Below are 15,300 nucleotides of genomic sequence, written 5' to 3' on the forward strand. Positions count from 1 at the left end.
GCTGCCGGTTTAGTTGGCGCCGGGCGTGAAGACGACCTTGATGCAGCCGTCATCCTTCTTCTGGAACTTCTTGTACAGGTCCGGTGCTTCCTCCAGTCCGGCACGGTGGGTGGTCAGGTCCATGACTCCTAGCGGATCGGAGGGATCTTCGACCAGCGGAATCAGGTCATCCACCCAGCGCTTGACGTTGGCCTGGCCCATGCGCATGTTGATCTGCTTGTCGAACATCTCCATCAGCGGCATCGGGCTGGCCATGCCGCCGTACACGCCGCTCAGGGACACCGTGCCGCCGCGGCGCACAGCGTCAATGGAGCCGTGCAGGGCGGAGAGCCGGTCGGTTCCGGCTGTTTCCATGGCCTTCTGTGCCAGCTTGTCGGGCAGGAAGCCGACGGCGGTTTGGGCGATGGCGCCCACCGGCGAACCATGGGCTTCCATGCCCACGGCATCAACCACGGAGTCCGGTCCGCGGCCGTCCGTCATCTCGCGCAGTTCATCGGCAACGTCCTTGGTCAGGTCCAGCACCTCTGCGCCGTGCTTGGCAGCCAGCGCCCGCCGTTCAGCCACCGGCTCCACCGCGATGACGCGGTAGCCGAGGTGGGTGCCGATCCGGGCTGCGAACTGGCCCACCGGGCCGAGGCCGTACACGGCCAGCGTTCCGCCGTCGGGCACATTGGCGTACTGGACGCCCTGCCAGGCGGTGGGAAGGATGTCGGACAGGAACAGGTAGCGCTCGTCCGGCAGTTCGGAACCTACCTTGATGGGGCCGTAGTCCGCGTGCGGCACGCGCAGGTACTCGGCCTGAGCCCCGGGTACGGAGCCGTAGAGCTCGGAGTAGCCGAAGAGCGGAGCGCCGGATCCCTTCTCCCGGACCTGGGTGACTTCGCACTGGGTCTGCAGGCCGCGGCGGCACATGAAACAGGAGCCGCAGGCAATCTGGAAGGGAATCACCACACGGTCACCGCGCTTGAGGTTGGTGACGCCGGGACCGACCTCTTCAACGATGCCCATCGGTTCGTGGCCGATGATGTCGCCCTGGTTCATGTACGGGCCCAGGACCTCATACAGATGCAGGTCAGATCCGCACAGGGCCGTGGACGTGATGCGGATGATGGCATCGGTGGGTTCCTGGATCACCGGATCCGGTACCTCGATGACACTGACGTTCCGCTTTCCCTGCCAAGTTACTGCCTTCATGTGCAAACCTCCTGCTGATTGCGTTGGATGCTTTGAAAGTGCGTGGAACCCATTGTGGCAAATAGTAAGGGTGCTGACAAAATGCTGCCACGGCGCGCCGGATTCAATGCTCGATGTGAGGGCACCTATGCGCAGCGGATATCGGCAGTCGGATCTCGAATCAGCGGCGGGCCACGAACCAACAGACCTAGGGGGTGCTCCGGGGCGGGACCCTGCGAGGGGATGCCGGTGTCGCGAGGACGCGGGGGTCCCGGCGGAGAAAGGCCATTTCCAGGGCTTCCTCGTTGGTTAGTGCACGTCCCGAGGGCAATGAGCGCGATGCCGGCAATTCCGGACCCAAACGGCACACTGGAAGGGCGGGCGGAACAATGATTTCCACCGGCTGCACAGCCGCATAACCCGCTGCGGGGCGCCCCCCGTCGGCAGGCCCGGACCGGACGCCGGCATCCACGGCGGCATCAGCGCCCGCGCGCAACCGCGTCAAAGCGTCCCTTTCCACGTGTTCGGCCCTGGCGAGATTCACCCGGACGGCGGCTCCCAGGGATCCGGTGTGGGTCAGGATGTTCACCAGCGTGCTGTAGGTGGAAGCGGTAAGGCAGCCCCGAACCTCTAAACAGGCCAGACGCAGCTGTGTATCGATTCGCACCAGGACCCGAAGCCCGTGGCCGTTTGAGGACTGGTCCCGTGATTCACTGAGCATCGAATCCTCCGCACGCTTGTATTAGGCGGCGTCTGCTTAACCGGGTAACCGACGTTATCCCACGTGAGACGGTCTGTCTGCCCCCTCGGAGTGGTTACTGGCCCGGCACCTGCGAACTGGGCGCTGCACCCGCAGGCGAGGCGCTGTTCCGGGCCACGGTTTCCGCCGTTGCTTCGGCAATCGCTTCCTCTTCGTCGGTGGGCACCACCAGAACGGGAATGGACGAGCCGGCACGGCTGATCAGCCGTGCCCCCGATTCACGCCGCCGGTTTGCTTCCTGATCCAGTTCAATCCCGAGAGCGCCGAGCTTGTTCACTGTCAGCTCGCGGAAGTCCCAGGAGTTCTCTCCGATTCCGGCGGTGAACACCACCGCCTGCGCGCCTCCCACAGCCACATGGTAGGCACCGATGTACTTGGCGAGCCGGTACGCGGCAACGTCCAGGGCCGTGGCGGCGGTTGTGTTCCCGGCTGCCGCCGCCTCCTCCAGAGTCCGCATATCCGAGGCTCCACCCAGGGCCAAAAGACCAGACTCCCGGTTCAGGAGATCATCAAGGGTCTTCGCGTCATACCCTTCCCGGAGCAGGAACACCAGGATGGACGGATCAACGTCACCGCTGCGCGTGCCCATCACCAGTCCCTCCAGCGGGGTGAACCCCATGGAGGTGTCGATGCTCCGGCCGTCCTTGATGGCCGCCACCGAGGCCCCGTTGCCGAGGTGGGCGATAACGGCGTTGAACTCCTCAGGGTTGATCCCCAAAAAACGTGCCGCAGCCGGAGCCACAAAACCGTAACTGGTCCCGTGGAAGCCGTATCTGCGGATGCCGTACTTGCGGTAGAGGCTGTTGGGGAGGGCGTAGCGCCAGGCATGCTCGGGCAGGGTCCGGTGGAACGCGGTGTCGAAAACTGCCACCTGGGGAGTGTCCGGCCATTTGTCATGCACGGCGCGGATGCCGCGGGCGCTGGCCGGATTGTGCAGGGGTGCCAGCGGGCTAAGGCGCTCAATGGAACGGACAATTTCATTGTCAATCAGGACCGGCTCGCTGAAGCGCTCGCCACCGTGCACCACCCGGTGGCCGACGGCGTCAACTTCGCGGCCGCCGAGAGCTTCGGGCAGGCGGCGGGCCAGCTCCTCCAGCGCAGCGCCGTGGTCCGGCACTGCTTCTTCACCGATGCGGTCGATGATGCCCTTGACCAGGAGCTCACCGGTTGCGGTGTCCCGCACCTGGTATTTCAACGACGAGGATCCGGAATTGATGACGAGTACCAGCATCAGCCCTCCTGGGCCTGGACCGCGGTGATGGCCACGGTGTTGACAATGTCTTCAACGGTGCAGCCGCGGGAAAGGTCATTGACCGGTTTCCGCAGTCCCTGCAGGATTGGCCCGACGGCCACCGCTCCGGCCGACTGCTGCACCGCCTTGTAGGTGTTGTTGCCGGTGTTGAGATCGGGAAAAATGAAGACGGTGGCCTGCCCGGCCACGCTGGAACCGGGCAGTTTCGAGGCGGCCGTGGTGGCGTCCACTGCGGCGTCGTACTGGATGGGTCCTTCCACCGGCAGGTCCGGCCGGCGGCTGCGGACCAGTTCGGTAGCCTCGCGGACCATTTCAACCGATTCACCGTGTCCCGAAGCTCCGGTGGAATAGGACAGCATGGCCACCCGGGGCGTCACGCCGAACCGGGCGGCAGTGTCCGCGGAGGCCAGGGCAATGTCCGCCAGCTGCTTGGCATCCGGCTCCGGGTTGACAGCGCAGTCACCGTACACCAGCACCCGGTCCTGCAGCAGCATGAGGAAGACCGAGGAGACGATGTCCACCCCCTCCTTGGTGCGGATGAATTCCAGTGCCGGCCGGATGGTGTTGGCAGTGGTGTGGGCCGCTCCGGAGACCATCCCGTCCACCCGTCCCAGCTGGACCATCATGGTGCCAAAGTATGCCCCATGAAGCATACGTTCGCGGGCGTCCTCGAGGGTCACGCCCTTCTTGGCCCGCAGGGCCGCGTATTCGCGGGCAAAGTCGTCCCGCAGTCCACTGGTTGCCGGGTTGATGATGGTGGTGCCGCTGAGGTCAACGCCTTCGCTGGCCGCCAGTTCCCTCACCTGGCCTTCGGGCCCCAGGATGGTCAAGGCGCACACGTCCCGGCGCTGCAGGATCTCGGCGGCGCGGAGCACCCGGGCGTCCAGGCCCTCCGGCAGGACGATGTGCTTGCGCTGCGCCCGGGCGCGCACGATCAGCTGGTTCAGGAACCGAAGCGGCGTGGTTTTTTCCGGGCGGGGCAGCTCCAGTCGCTCCAGGAGCTCATGCTCGTCCACGTGCCGGGTCCAGACGCCGAGGGCGGCGGCGACCTTCCGGCGCTGGCCGGAGGCAATCTCGCCGCGCACCCGGCTGACTTTCCGCGCGGCCGTGTATGTGTCGTCGTCGACGGCAAACACGGGAAACGGTGCCTGCGACAGCAGGGCCAGGATGCCCGCATCAATGGGCAGGCCGCCGGTCAGCACCATGCCGCTGGGAACCGGAAACTCGGGCGAAACGGCGGAGGCCAGCGCAGCCACCATGACGTCCGCCCGGTCGCTGGGGGCAATGACCAGGTTGCCGTGGTCCAGCTGGGAGATAAAGTTCCCCACCGTCATGGCGGCGACCTTGATGCCGACGACGTCGCGTTCCAAGGATGCGCTGCCGGCCACCTGGCGCGCGTGCAGGGCCTTGGCGACCTCGGACATGGAGGGTTGGGAAATCTCGTTCAGTTCGGGCATCACATACACCGGCCGGCCGGAGGCTCCCGGGCGTACGGCGGCCCGGATTTCATCCACGGCGTCCTGCTCCGCCCGGTTGACCATCATGGCGAGGAGGTCACAGTGTGCGTCGTGCAGCTCCCGCCTGGCCACGTCCACCGCATCGGCCGTTTCCGGCACCGTCATTTCCCGCGCGTTGACAACCGCCAGCACCACAGCGCCCAGGTTGTTCGCGAGGCGGGCGTTCAGGACAAACTCAAGGGCGACGTCGTGCCCGGAAAGGTCGGTGCCCTCGATGATCACCACGTCGCAGTGGGCTGCGACTTCGTTGTAGATCGTCAGGCACCGGGAATCCACTTCACCTCGTTCGCCGGCCACAAGCAGGGAGCGGACCTCGCGGCGGGTGAGCCCGCCCCGGCTTGTCTCGGCGGTCAGGTTGAAGTTGCGCTGCATCAGCCGCACCATGGGATCCTGTGCCGGTTCGGAGCCTTCCACGATTGGCCGGAAGAACCCTACGCGGTCGGCATGGCGCAGCAGCATGTCGGCAAGGCCGAGGGTGACAAGGGACTTGCCGGACCCCGGGGTCATGGCACTGACATAGATTCCGAGGGCCATGGTTGTTGTCCGATCTGTGGGCTTCAGGGCCGTGCCGCTGCGCTGGACACCGGAAGCGCACAAGGTGTGACCAGCGACACTGTTCCATCTTCCCAAAAGCACCGGGCAGTGGCTAGCAGGCAGGCCGCCGGAGCCCGCCGCATACCGTTTCCCCCGTCCTGGCTGGACTGTAACGTCTCAGCATGTGGGATTAAACTGGAGAGCGCCGGTCTGCGGCCTACGATTGATCGGTCAGTTTTACCGAATACCTCGAGTACAAGGACCACCGTGAGTCTCTTCCGAACCAAACCCATTGAGGATTCCCTAGCGGATGCCGACGAACCCGGACGGCGGCTGAAACGCTCCCTGACCACCTGGGATCTCATGATTATGGGGGTGGCTGTGGCCGTGGGTGCCGGGATTTTCTCGGTGGGCGCCAAGGCGGCCGCCGATTTCTCCGGTCCGGCGGTGACCCTCTCCTTTGTCCTCGCTGCGCTCACCTGTGCGCTGGCCATCATGTGTTACGCCGAGTTCGCCACCGCCATTCCGGTGGCCGGCTCCGCCTACGTCTTCACCTACGCCACCATGGGCGAACTTGTGGCCTGGATTATCGGCTGGAACCTGATCCTGGAACTGTTCACTGCCGCGGCCGTGATCGCCAAGTACTGGGGCATCTACCTCAGTGAGGTGTTCCGGCTGCTCGGCTGGGACGTTCCGGCCACCATCGACCTCGGTCCGGTGGACCTGACCTGGGGCCCGCTCCTGATCGTCGCGGTCTTCACCGTACTGCTGGTGATGGGCACCAAGCTGTCCGCCCAGGTCAGCAACGTCTTCACGCTGATCAAGATCGGCGTGGTGCTGTTTGTCATCGTCGCCGGCTTCTTCTACGTCAAGGCCGAGAACTACACGCCCTTCATTCCGGATTCCGTACCCACCGGAGGCACGGGCGCCGAAAGCGTTATGCAGCAGTCGCTGTTCTCCTTCCTGACCGGTGCGGCGCCGGCCCAGTACGGTGCACTTGGCGTGTTTGCCGGTGCCGCCATTGTTTTCTTCGCCTTTATCGGATTCGACGTCGTGGCGACGTCCGCCGAAGAAGTGAAGGACCCGGGCAAAACCCTTCCCCGGGGCATCTTCGCCGGACTGGCAGTGGTCACCCTGCTCTACATCGGCGTATCCCTGGCCCTGACCGGCATGGTTTCCTACACCGATCTCGCTGCCGCCGAAGCGCCCAACCTCGCCACTGCCTTCAGCCTGGTGGGCAACACCTGGGCGGCGCAGGTCATAGCCATTGGCTCACTGATTGGCCTCACCACCGTGATCATGGTGCTTCTCATGGGCCTGGCCCGCGTGGTGCTGGCCATGAGCCGCGACGGCCTGCTGCCCCGCTCCCTCTCCCGCACCAGCGACAAGCACGCCACCCCGGCCCGCCTGCAGATCCTGTGCGGCACCCTGGTGGCGCTCGTGGCCGGCTTCACGCAGGTTGATGTGCTGGAAGAGATGATCAACATCGGCACGCTGTCCGCGTTTGTGGTGGTCAGCCTCGGTGTGCTCGTACTGCGCCGCAAGCGCCCGGATCTCAAGCCTTCCTTCCGGGTGCCTTTTGGGCCCGTGCTGCCCGTGCTTTCAGCCCTGCTGTGCCTGTACCTGATGGCCAACCTGGCCGTGGAAACATGGATCTACTTCGCCGGCTGGCTCCTCATCGGATTCCTGGTGTACTTCGCGTACGGCCAGCGGAATTCGCGCATGAATGAGAAGTTTGCCGAGGTCCGGCAGGCGGAACGGGATCAGCGCGCGGACCGGCTGGCCCGCGAACAGGACTCTCGCGTAACGGAGGCCTGAGCGCGCCCGGCTCGCCTGCGGGTTGACCTGCGGGTTGGACCCGTTGGCGGGCCGGCGGCCGGCGGGCTTGCTTTCAGAGGCGCCGGTGGCAGACTGGGCCACATGCTAGTTGCCTTCTCAGTAGCCCCGTCCGGCGTTGGTCCGGACACTCCCGCGGGTCCCGCGGCGGTTGACGCGTCAGTGCACGACGCCGTCGCCGCGGCAGTCCGGATTGTGCGCGAGTCCGGCCTGCCCAACCGCACCGATTCCATGTTCACCACCCTTGAGGGGGAGTGGGACGAGGTGATGGAGGTGATCCGCCGTGCCACGGAAGCGGTGGGCCGTTACGGCAGCCGCGTGTCCCTGGTGCTCAAAGCCGACATCCGGCCCGGCCACACCGGTGAGCTTGCCGGCAAGGTGGAACGCTTGGAGGCGGCTCTGGAACGCTCCCGGGGAACGGACACCGGGAACGGTGGCCGGCAGTCCTAGGGCCCCGCGGCGGGCGGCAGCACCTCAGGCACTTAAACTGAGAGCATGACCAATACCTCCCGCGCGACGACGCCGACCGGCTGCCTCCGGACCATTCCGGCTCTCCGGATGGCTGCCTGATGGGCCGCCAGCGGCCCGGAAAGAACCCGGCTCACTCTGCGGATACAGGTGAAGCGCCCTCCGGCGGGCCGGTGGCCGGAACCTACCCGGTGGACACCGGAACCTGTGAATTGATCCCGGACCAGTTCAACCCCCACGGCTGGATCCTGAAGGTCAACGGAGTGCACAGCTCCCACATCGACGTCGCCGATCCGCGCCTGCTGGACTTTGAATACATGCGCTGGATCGCTGCGCTTGTGGACACGCACTGGGAAGCCGACGCGAAGCTGCGCGCCCTGCACCTTGGTGGCGCCGCATGCTCCATGGCCCGCTACTTTGCCGCCGGTTTCCCCAATGCCCGCCAGGTGGTGGTGGAACTGGACGGCCGCCTCGCCGAGCTGGTGCGTGCCTGGTTTGACCTGCCGCGTGCACCGCTGATGCGGCTGCGCGTGGGGGAAGCCCGCGAGGTCACCGAAACCCTGCACGACGGCAGCCGCGACCTGGTGATCCGTGATGTCTTCGCCGGTGCCAAAACTCCGGAGCGTCTCACCACCCTCGAATTCACCGCCCAGGCGGCGCGGGTACTGGCACCCGGCGGGCTCTACATCATCAACTGCGGCGACACCCCGGATCTGCGCGGAGCACGCCGCGAAGCCGCCGCAGTGTGCCGGGTGTTTGCGCACACCGCCGTCGTCGCGGATCCCGCGATGCTCAAGGGCCGGCGTTACGGCAACATGATTATTGCCGGCAGCGACGCACCGTTTGCCGGGCACCCGTCCCTGCCGCGCACACTGCTGGGCGGGGGCGTTCCGGCCCACCTCTGGGATGACGCCCAGGTGCGCGCCTTTGCCGCCGGTACGCGGCCCCTGACGGACGATCAGGCAACCTGACGGATTTCGGCAGCGAAAAGGCCGCCTGCGGTGCGCAATGCACCGCGGGCGGCCTTTCATCATTTGCTCCGAAACATGACTGCTTCGGGAACGGGAAACTAGACCCCGAGGGCCGAGGAAATGGCTCCCACGGAGAAGAAGAGCACAAACGCTGCCGCCACAACCCACATCAGGGGATGCACTTCGCGGGCACGGCCCTGGAACAGGCGGATGAGCGCGAAGGCAATGAAGCCGGCACCCAGGCCGTTCGCGATGGAGTAGGTGAACGGCATCAGGGCGATGGTCAGGAACGCAGGCACGGCAATGCCAATGTCGCTCCAGTCGATCTTGCCGACCTGGGAAACCATGAGGTATCCCACCACCACCAGCGCGGGGGCCACGGCTTCAAACGGGACCAGGTAGATCAGCGGGGTCAGGAACATCGCCACGATGAACAGCAGGCCGGTGACCACGGAGGCCAGGCCGGTGCGGGCACCTTCCGCGATGCCGGAGCCGGACTCCACGAAGATCTGGTTGGACGAAACGCCGGCGGCACCGCCGACAACGGCGCCGGCGGCATCCACCAGGAGAACCTTCTCCACGTTGGGGATGTTGCCGTCCTTGTCGATGGAGCCGGCCTCGGTGGCCAGGCCAACCATGGTGCCCATGGCGTCAAAGAAGATGCTCAGCAGGATCACAAAAGCCAGCAGCGATGCGGCGACAACGCCGAGTGTCTCAAAGGAACCAAAAACACTGACTTGTCCCAGCAGGGACAGATCAGGGGCAGCCCACTCCGGCGCGCTGGGGGTGACCAGCGACCAGCCAGTGGCGACGCCGGCGCCCTGCGAACCGGGGGACGCCACCTGTTCAATGATGACGGCGAGGATGGTGGAGGCCACAATGCCGATGAGGATGGCGCCCTTGACGTTGCGGGACATCAGCCCGATGGTCAGGATCAGGCCGAACACGAAGACCAGGCTGGGCCAGCCGATGAGCTGCCCGCCGGTGCCCAGCTCCACGGGAACCGTGGTGCCGGCTGCGTCGGGGACCCGGCGGACAAAGCCGGCGTTCACAAATCCGAGCAGTGCGATGAACAGGCCGATGCCCACAACAATCGCCGTCTTGAGGCCGGCGGGAACGGCTTTGAAGACGGCCGTGCGGAACCCGGTCAGGACGAGGATGAACATCGTGATGCCGGAGAGCACCACCAGGCCCATGACATCGGGCCAGGTCAGACCCTCATTGGTAGCCACAGTGGCGGCGACGAAGGCATTGACGCCCAGGCCCGTGGCCAGGGCGAAGGGGTGCTTTGCCCAAGCGCCCATGATGATGGTCAGCACGCCGGCCACCAGGGCGGTGGCCGCGGCAACTGCCGGTCCGGCCAGGGTATTTCCTGCAGAGTCCGGGCCGCCGAGGATCAGCGGGTTCAGCACCACGATGTAGCTCATGGCAAAAAATGTGGCCAAGCCACCCCGAACCTCGCGGGAGACGGACGAACCCCGCTTGGAGATCTCGAAATACCGGTCCAGCTTTGAACCTTGTTTGAGCATGACGCTTCCTCTGAATGGGTCTTGGCTTGTGAGGGGAATCCCGCGATTCGATCTTATCGCGCGCCATTGATCGCATTACCGGGAGGACATATAAGGGTGGAGCGCCCGTAACGTGAGATTCATCGCGTCCGTCCGCATTGGAACTAAGCGCTGCCGGTCCGAACCCCGGAACCAGAGTCGAAAGCCGCGCCGCGCTGAGCCACTTCCTGTCCCGCGCGCTTGGCCTGGCGGACCAGTTCGCGGGTGGACGAAGTAACCGCTTCCCCCGCGCCCACAACGTAGAGGCCCGCACTGCGCAGGGCCTTGCGCCGTTCCGCTCCGGCAGCGAATCCGAGTGAGCGGAGCAGCTTGAGCACTGCCGGGCGCCCGCATCCGGCCAGCACCACGGCATCGGCCAGCAGCAGGCCCTCGGGGGTGCGGACCGCCCACTTGACGGCTGTCCGAGTCACCGGTGCGGGAATCTTGGAACCCCGCAGCAGGCCCACTGCCTGGACAGAAGTGCCGCGGCGGATATCCAAGGAATGGCCCGTCGCGTAACCGTGCAGCAGGCGCAGCAGCTCGGCCCGTCCCGGCAGGCCTGCGGCATCCGTAAGCGGCACATGGACCGGTTGGCTGTCATGCGCAAGGCCGTCCAGGACAACGGATTCAACACCCCGGCGGTTCAATTCACTCACTACTGCCAGGCCGGTCAGCCCGCTGCCAATGACGACGGCGCTGGTCACTTCCGTGTGGATTCCCGCCTCCGGGGGTACTGCTTTTGCCGTGCCGTTAACCGTGCGGGTCACTGTTCTAACCACCGAGGCAACCCCCTGACGTAGATCAAGGCTGCGGGTCCGGCGCCTCTTCCGGTTCCGCAGATGCCCGCCCCGGACGGATGCGGGCAGGTTTTCCGGTTGTGATGCCCCGAAGCATATCCGCCTTTCCCGGTGCCGTGTAGTGCCTCTTTCGGTGTGTTCCGGAAGCCGTCTCTCTCTGGGGCGAGGCACTGTAGGCTACCCACTAAAGCGGTGTTTTGCGGCGTTCCTCCGGGGCGCCGGCGGCCGTGGGCGGAGCGAGAGGGGTGCGGAACTGTGGGCAGTTCAATGTGGAGCGAAGACAGTGGGCTGGAGGCATCGACGGGCATCGTGGTGGGTGTGGACGGCTCCGACCAAAGCCTGTGTGCCCTCGTGTGGGCAGCGAAGGAGGCTCAGCGGCGCAGAAGCCCGCTGCATGTCGTCACCGCATACACCGTGCCCATCTTTGCGGCCTCGTCCATGGACGCCGGCTACTCGACCATGGATGATGCCATCATCCGTGAGGGTGCACAGTCCGTCCTGGATAAGGCCCTGGAGCGCATCAGCCAGTACAGCATTGAGGTTTTTCCGCGGGTCGAAACCGGAGATGCGTCCGCCGTCCTGCTGGAGCTGTCCGAGGAAGCGGAGTTGATGGTGGTGGGGTCCAGGGGCCGCGGCGGCTTCGTGGGGCGCCTGCTGGGGTCGGTCTCCAGCGCCCTGCCGGCGCACGCCAAATGCCCCACGGTGGTGGTTCCCCTGCGCACGGCGGGACGGCTCCCCGAAGCCGGGGTCCGGCCGCCGTCCGGATCACCCACTACGCAGACCGTTGAGGACGTGGTGGTGGTGGGCGTGGACGGCTCCGAACAGGGGCGTGCGGCGTCCCTCGTTGCCGCTGAGCAGGCCATGGGCCGCGGACTGCCGCTGCAAATCCTCTGCGCGCTGCCGCCCTTCAGCGGCTCCCTTGCCTGGGTTCCCGCCCCGCTGGACCTTGAAGCGCTGCACGAGGAAATCTCTGAGCAGCTGCGGGCAGGCCAGGCCTGGCTGCAAAGCCACTTCCCTGATCTGCCGATGTCCGTGCAGCTGCTCGACGGTCCTCCCGCCGAGATTATGATCGACCGGACGGCGGACGTGGAACTGCTCGTCATGGGCACGCGCGGGCGCGGAGGGTTCGCCGGCATGCTGATGGGCTCCACCAGCCAAAGCGTGCTGCATCATGCCAAGGGCCCGGTAATGGTGGTTCCCGATCACGAGGATCCGCGGCTGGCGGACCGGGCGAACTTCGGTTCCCTTCCGGAGGAATAGCCCGGGCCGGGATACCCGGGGGTCAGGCGTGCTGCTGTCCCTCGTGCACGGCGTGCGTGGCCGGCTCCAGCTGGAACGTGCAGTGCTCGGTGTCAAAGTGCTCACTGAGGCACGTGGTCAGCCGGTCCAGCAGCTGGTCCATCCGCTCGGAGGTGAGATGGTCGTCGTCGACCACCACGTGTGCAGAGAACACCGGAACACCCGAGGTGATGGTCCAGATGTGGATGTCATGCGCATCCGAGATGCCGTCCACCCGCACAATGTGGTCCCGGATCATTTCGGTGTCCACCCCCTGCGGAGTGGCTTCGAGCAGGACATCGATGACTTCCTTCAGCAGCGACCACGCCCGCGGCAGGATCATCAGGGCAATCAGGATGGATGCCCAGGTGTCCGCCTGCTGGTAACCCGTGAGCATGATGACGACGGCGGATACCACCACGGCGGCCGACCCCAGCAGGTCGCCCAGGACCTCCAGATAGGCGCCGCGCACGTTCAGGCTCTCCTTGCGGCCGCTTTGCAGGACCAGCAGGGACGCGAGGTTGGCCAGCCCGCCCACAATCGCGGCACCGAGCATGAGGCCGGTGTGCACTTCGGGTTCCGATCCGAAGCGGCGGATCGCCTCCACGAAAATGACGGTGGCAATGACGATCAGCAGCACGGCATTGGCCAGGGCGGCCAGGACTTCCGCGCGCTGGTAACCGTAGGTGCGGCGCTTGGTGGCGGGCCGGGTGGCAATCCAGGCTGCCAGCAGCGCGATTGAAACGCCGGCGGCGTCTGAGAGCATGTGGCCGGCGTCGGCAAGCAAAGCCAGTGAGCCGGAGAGCAGGGCACCCGCTACTTGGAGGACAACAACGCTGATGGTGATCAGGAAAACGATCAGCAGTTTGCGGCGGTGCCGTCCGGTGGCGGTTCCTGCGGGCAGTCCGTGACTGTGGCCGTGATGATCTCCCATGCCTTAAGGCTATCTCCCATGCCTTAAGGCTAACTACCCCCAGCCAAGTTCGTGCAGGCGCTCGTCGTCGATCCCGAAATGATGGGCGACCTCGTGGATAACCGTGATGCGGATTTCATCGACCAACTCATCCCTGGAGGAACACATCCGCATCAGAGGCCCGCGAAAAATGACGATGCGGTCCGGAAGGGAGCCAGCATCCCACCACGAATCCCGTTCCGTCAGGGGGGTGCCTTCGTACAGGCCCAGCAACTCGGTGGCGGGGTCCTCTCCGGGGCCCGGGATGTACTCGTCCTCGATGAAGATCGCGACGTTGTTCATGGCGGCGGCCAGGTCCGCGGGGATGGTATCGATGGCGTCATCCACTGCGGTCTCGAAGTCTTCGGGAAGCATCTCTATGGGCACCTAAGCCACTCTAGCGGGGCGGTCTGAGGCCCGGTTACGGCAGCCGTTTTGCTGTTTGCCCAAACAGGCCCTATAGTTTTATGAGTCCACAGGGGCGCAAACGAACGGAAACTTCCGCTCCAAAGCGTTCCCCGTGTGTTCTAAAGGCCCCCATCGTCTAGCGGCCTAGGACACCGCCCTTTCACGGCGGCGGCACGGGTTCGAATCCCGTTGGGGGTACTCAGGAGTGGTAATCGGACCGGCAAAATGCTGGTAGAGTTTACACTCGTGAAAAGCAAGGCCCTGTAGCGCAGTTGGTTAGCGCGCCGCCCTGTCACGGCGGAGGTCGCGGGTTCGAGTCCCGTCAGGGTCGCTCAGATTTTCTGAAGCGATTTGGAAGATCTCGGTGATCATCGGTTGCGATGATGCCCGGCTCTGTAGCTCAGTTGGTAGAGCGTTCGACTGAAAATCGAAAGGTCACCGGATCGACGCCGGTCGGAGCCACCAGCTAAAACCCCGGACTTACGAGTCCGGGGTTTTTCTTTTAACTGTCCGCCGCTGCCGGTGGCGCCTTGATTGCGGCTGCGGCACCCCGGACGTCGCAGCAAAACCCACACCCTATAACTACGTCAATGATTCCCGCCGTTGCCGTGAGCGGCAGGTGCGTGTTCATCAAACCGCCCTCGGAGCCGGAAAAACCCGGCACTTCTCTTCCCAAAATCTGCGGGTTCCCGCTTGAATGGTCCCGAATCTACTTCGGAGGCAATGATGGCGACGGAAGATGCACAGGCTTTTGTGTGGGAAACTGCTGCAACCCACCAGAGTGAGGACCTGACGGAAGCGCAGTGCTGGACGCTGTTGGCGGGCACGGGAACCGGGCGGGTTGCCTACCAGGACAACGGCCGGGTGCTGGTGTTCCCGGTCAACTACGTGGTCCATGACCAAGGCGTGTATTTCCGCACAGCGCGGGACGGCGTGCTGGGAGGGGGACCGGAGCACCAAAACGCATCGTTCCAGATTGACCACCATGATTCCGGGCGCATGGAAGGCTGGTCGGTTCTGCTCAGCGGCCGTGCCGAGCCGGTCACGGACGCGGACCTGCTGACCGAGCTCTGGGGCCGGCGCATGGATGAGCCCTGGGGCGGCGGTCAGCGGGATGTTTTCATCGGCATTGAGCCGGGGCTCCTGACCGGGCGCAGAGTGGGGCGGCTATGACGGCTGCCCGTGCCCTGCCTGCCCAAAGTGCGGACCTGCAGGATACGCTTTGCAGCATGGATGACGCCCAGAACCAGAACATGCCCGCGGCCCAGGCCGGCCTGGCCGGGCAGGGATCCACGGATGCCGCCGCCCATCGGGCCCCCGTGCACGCACCTGCGCCGGACCGCACGGCAAAGCCGGCCCCAGCATCGGTTCCCAACGCAGTTCCGCCAACCGTGGTCGGAGGCAAGACGGCCATCAGCGAGCAGGCAGTGGCCAAAGTTGCCGCCATTGCCGCCCGGTCCGTGGCAGGAGTTTACGCACTGGGCACCGGTTCCGGGCGTGCGCTGGGCGCCGTCCGCGACGCGGTGGGTGCATCCAGCGCCACTCAAGGGGTCCACGTCGAAGTGGGCGAGACTGAAGTTGCGGTTGACGTGACCCTCGTTGCTATTTACGGAACCCCGCTGACCCGGATTGCCGACAACGTCCGTACCGCCGTTTATTCTGCGGTGGAATCACTGGTGGGACTGCGGGTGGTGGAAGTGAACGTTGACGTGAATGATGTCCAGATTCCGGGTGCCGCCGAAGGCCGGTCCGACAAGCCAGGCTCAGGGTCCGAGTCCGCTTAGCGGAAGGGCTGCGGCAGTATCCG

The 15,300-nt window shown here is 65.3% G+C and carries 14 protein-coding genes and 3 tRNA genes; 9 read left to right on the forward strand and 8 right to left on the reverse strand.

Annotation, left to right across the window (positions count from 1 at the left end; all coding sequences use genetic code 11):
• Positions 1-9: 9 nt before the first annotated feature.
• From CXR03_RS06235 to pta, 4 genes are all read right to left on the reverse strand, one after another.
• The gene (locus CXR03_RS06235) at positions 10-1,194 is read right to left on the reverse strand and encodes a zinc-dependent alcohol dehydrogenase (RefSeq protein WP_104053596.1); all 1,185 of its coding nucleotides are present in this window, start codon (positions 1,192-1,194) and stop codon (positions 10-12) included.
• Positions 1,195-1,381: 187 nt separating this feature from the next.
• Positions 1,382-1,894, reverse strand: a complete 513-nt coding sequence (locus tag CXR03_RS06240) for a hypothetical protein (protein ID WP_104102631.1) — start codon at positions 1,892-1,894, stop codon at positions 1,382-1,384.
• 94 nt (positions 1,895-1,988) lie between these two features.
• Entirely contained in the window at positions 1,989-3,164 is a 1,176-nt protein-coding gene (locus tag CXR03_RS06245) for an acetate/propionate family kinase (RefSeq protein WP_104102632.1), read from the reverse strand.
• Complete coding sequence (gene pta, locus CXR03_RS06250; protein ID WP_104102634.1) at positions 3,164-5,236, reverse strand: phosphate acetyltransferase; 2,073 nt, start codon at positions 5,234-5,236, stop codon at positions 3,164-3,166. Before pta ends, CXR03_RS06245 begins: the two co-directional genes overlap by 1 nt.
• A gap of 267 nt (positions 5,237-5,503) precedes the next feature.
• Here pta and CXR03_RS06255 point away from each other — a divergent pair, with 267 nt between their 5' ends.
• The 3 genes from CXR03_RS06255 (at position 5,504) to CXR03_RS06265 (ending at position 8,511) form a co-directional block, all read left to right on the forward strand.
• On the forward strand, positions 5,504-7,054 hold the full coding sequence (locus tag CXR03_RS06255) for an APC family permease (RefSeq protein ID WP_104102636.1): 1,551 nt from the start codon (positions 5,504-5,506) through the stop codon (positions 7,052-7,054).
• A 102-nt stretch (positions 7,055-7,156) separates the two neighbouring features.
• Complete coding sequence (locus CXR03_RS06260) at positions 7,157-7,522, forward strand: thiamine-binding protein (protein ID WP_104102637.1); 366 nt, start codon at positions 7,157-7,159, stop codon at positions 7,520-7,522.
• A gap of 119 nt (positions 7,523-7,641) precedes the next feature.
• Entirely contained in the window at positions 7,642-8,511 is an 870-nt protein-coding gene (locus CXR03_RS06265) for a spermidine synthase (protein ID WP_104102639.1), read from the forward strand.
• Between the two features lie 98 nt (positions 8,512-8,609).
• Here the strand turns inward: CXR03_RS06265 and CXR03_RS06270 are convergent, their stop codons facing one another.
• Both CXR03_RS06270 and CXR03_RS06275 read right to left on the reverse strand, forming a co-directional pair.
• Positions 8,610-10,040 carry an NCS2 family permease gene (locus tag CXR03_RS06270; protein WP_104102640.1) on the reverse strand — a complete coding sequence of 477 codons (1,431 nt, stop codon included), beginning with the start codon at positions 10,038-10,040 and terminating at the stop codon, positions 8,610-8,612.
• 143 nt (positions 10,041-10,183) lie between these two features.
• Entirely contained in the window at positions 10,184-10,825 is a 642-nt protein-coding gene (locus CXR03_RS06275; RefSeq protein ID WP_104102642.1) for an FAD-binding protein, read from the reverse strand.
• A gap of 297 nt (positions 10,826-11,122) precedes the next feature.
• Between CXR03_RS06275 and CXR03_RS06280 the strand changes: the two genes are divergently transcribed.
• The gene (locus tag CXR03_RS06280; protein WP_104102643.1) at positions 11,123-12,115 is read left to right on the forward strand and encodes a universal stress protein; all 993 of its coding nucleotides are present in this window, start codon (positions 11,123-11,125) and stop codon (positions 12,113-12,115) included.
• A 22-nt stretch (positions 12,116-12,137) separates the two neighbouring features.
• On the opposite strand, the gene CXR03_RS06285 is transcribed toward CXR03_RS06280, so the two are convergent.
• Together CXR03_RS06285 and CXR03_RS06290 are read right to left on the reverse strand one after the other, a co-directional pair.
• Entirely contained in the window at positions 12,138-13,067 is a 930-nt protein-coding gene (locus CXR03_RS06285; RefSeq protein WP_104102645.1) for a cation diffusion facilitator family transporter, read from the reverse strand.
• Positions 13,068-13,100: 33 nt separating this feature from the next.
• Positions 13,101-13,460 (reverse strand): metallopeptidase family protein, encoded by a 360-nt coding sequence (locus CXR03_RS06290; RefSeq protein ID WP_104102646.1) that lies wholly within the window; start codon positions 13,458-13,460, stop codon positions 13,101-13,103.
• Positions 13,461-13,618: 158 nt separating this feature from the next.
• On the opposite strand from CXR03_RS06290, the gene CXR03_RS06295 reads away from it, so the two are divergent.
• The 5 genes from CXR03_RS06295 to CXR03_RS06315 all read left to right on the forward strand — a co-directional run bounded on the left by CXR03_RS06295 (position 13,619) and on the right by CXR03_RS06315 (position 15,277).
• A tRNA-Glu gene (locus tag CXR03_RS06295) sits at positions 13,619-13,691 on the forward strand.
• A gap of 59 nt (positions 13,692-13,750) precedes the next feature.
• A tRNA-Asp gene (locus tag CXR03_RS06300) sits at positions 13,751-13,824 on the forward strand.
• 58 nt (positions 13,825-13,882) lie between these two features.
• A tRNA-Phe gene (locus tag CXR03_RS06305) sits at positions 13,883-13,958 on the forward strand.
• Between the two features lie 261 nt (positions 13,959-14,219).
• Positions 14,220-14,666 (forward strand): pyridoxamine 5'-phosphate oxidase family protein, encoded by a 447-nt coding sequence (locus CXR03_RS06310; protein ID WP_181034504.1) that lies wholly within the window; start codon positions 14,220-14,222, stop codon positions 14,664-14,666.
• Positions 14,667-14,722: 56 nt separating this feature from the next.
• On the forward strand, positions 14,723-15,277 hold the full coding sequence (locus tag CXR03_RS06315) for an Asp23/Gls24 family envelope stress response protein (protein WP_258073510.1): 555 nt from the start codon (positions 14,723-14,725) through the stop codon (positions 15,275-15,277).
• Positions 15,278-15,300 lie beyond the last annotated feature (23 nt).

It is taken from the genome of Arthrobacter sp. 08Y14 (assembly GCF_002929455.1).
Lineage (GTDB): Bacteria > Actinomycetota > Actinomycetes > Actinomycetales > Micrococcaceae > Arthrobacter_B > Arthrobacter_B sunyaminii.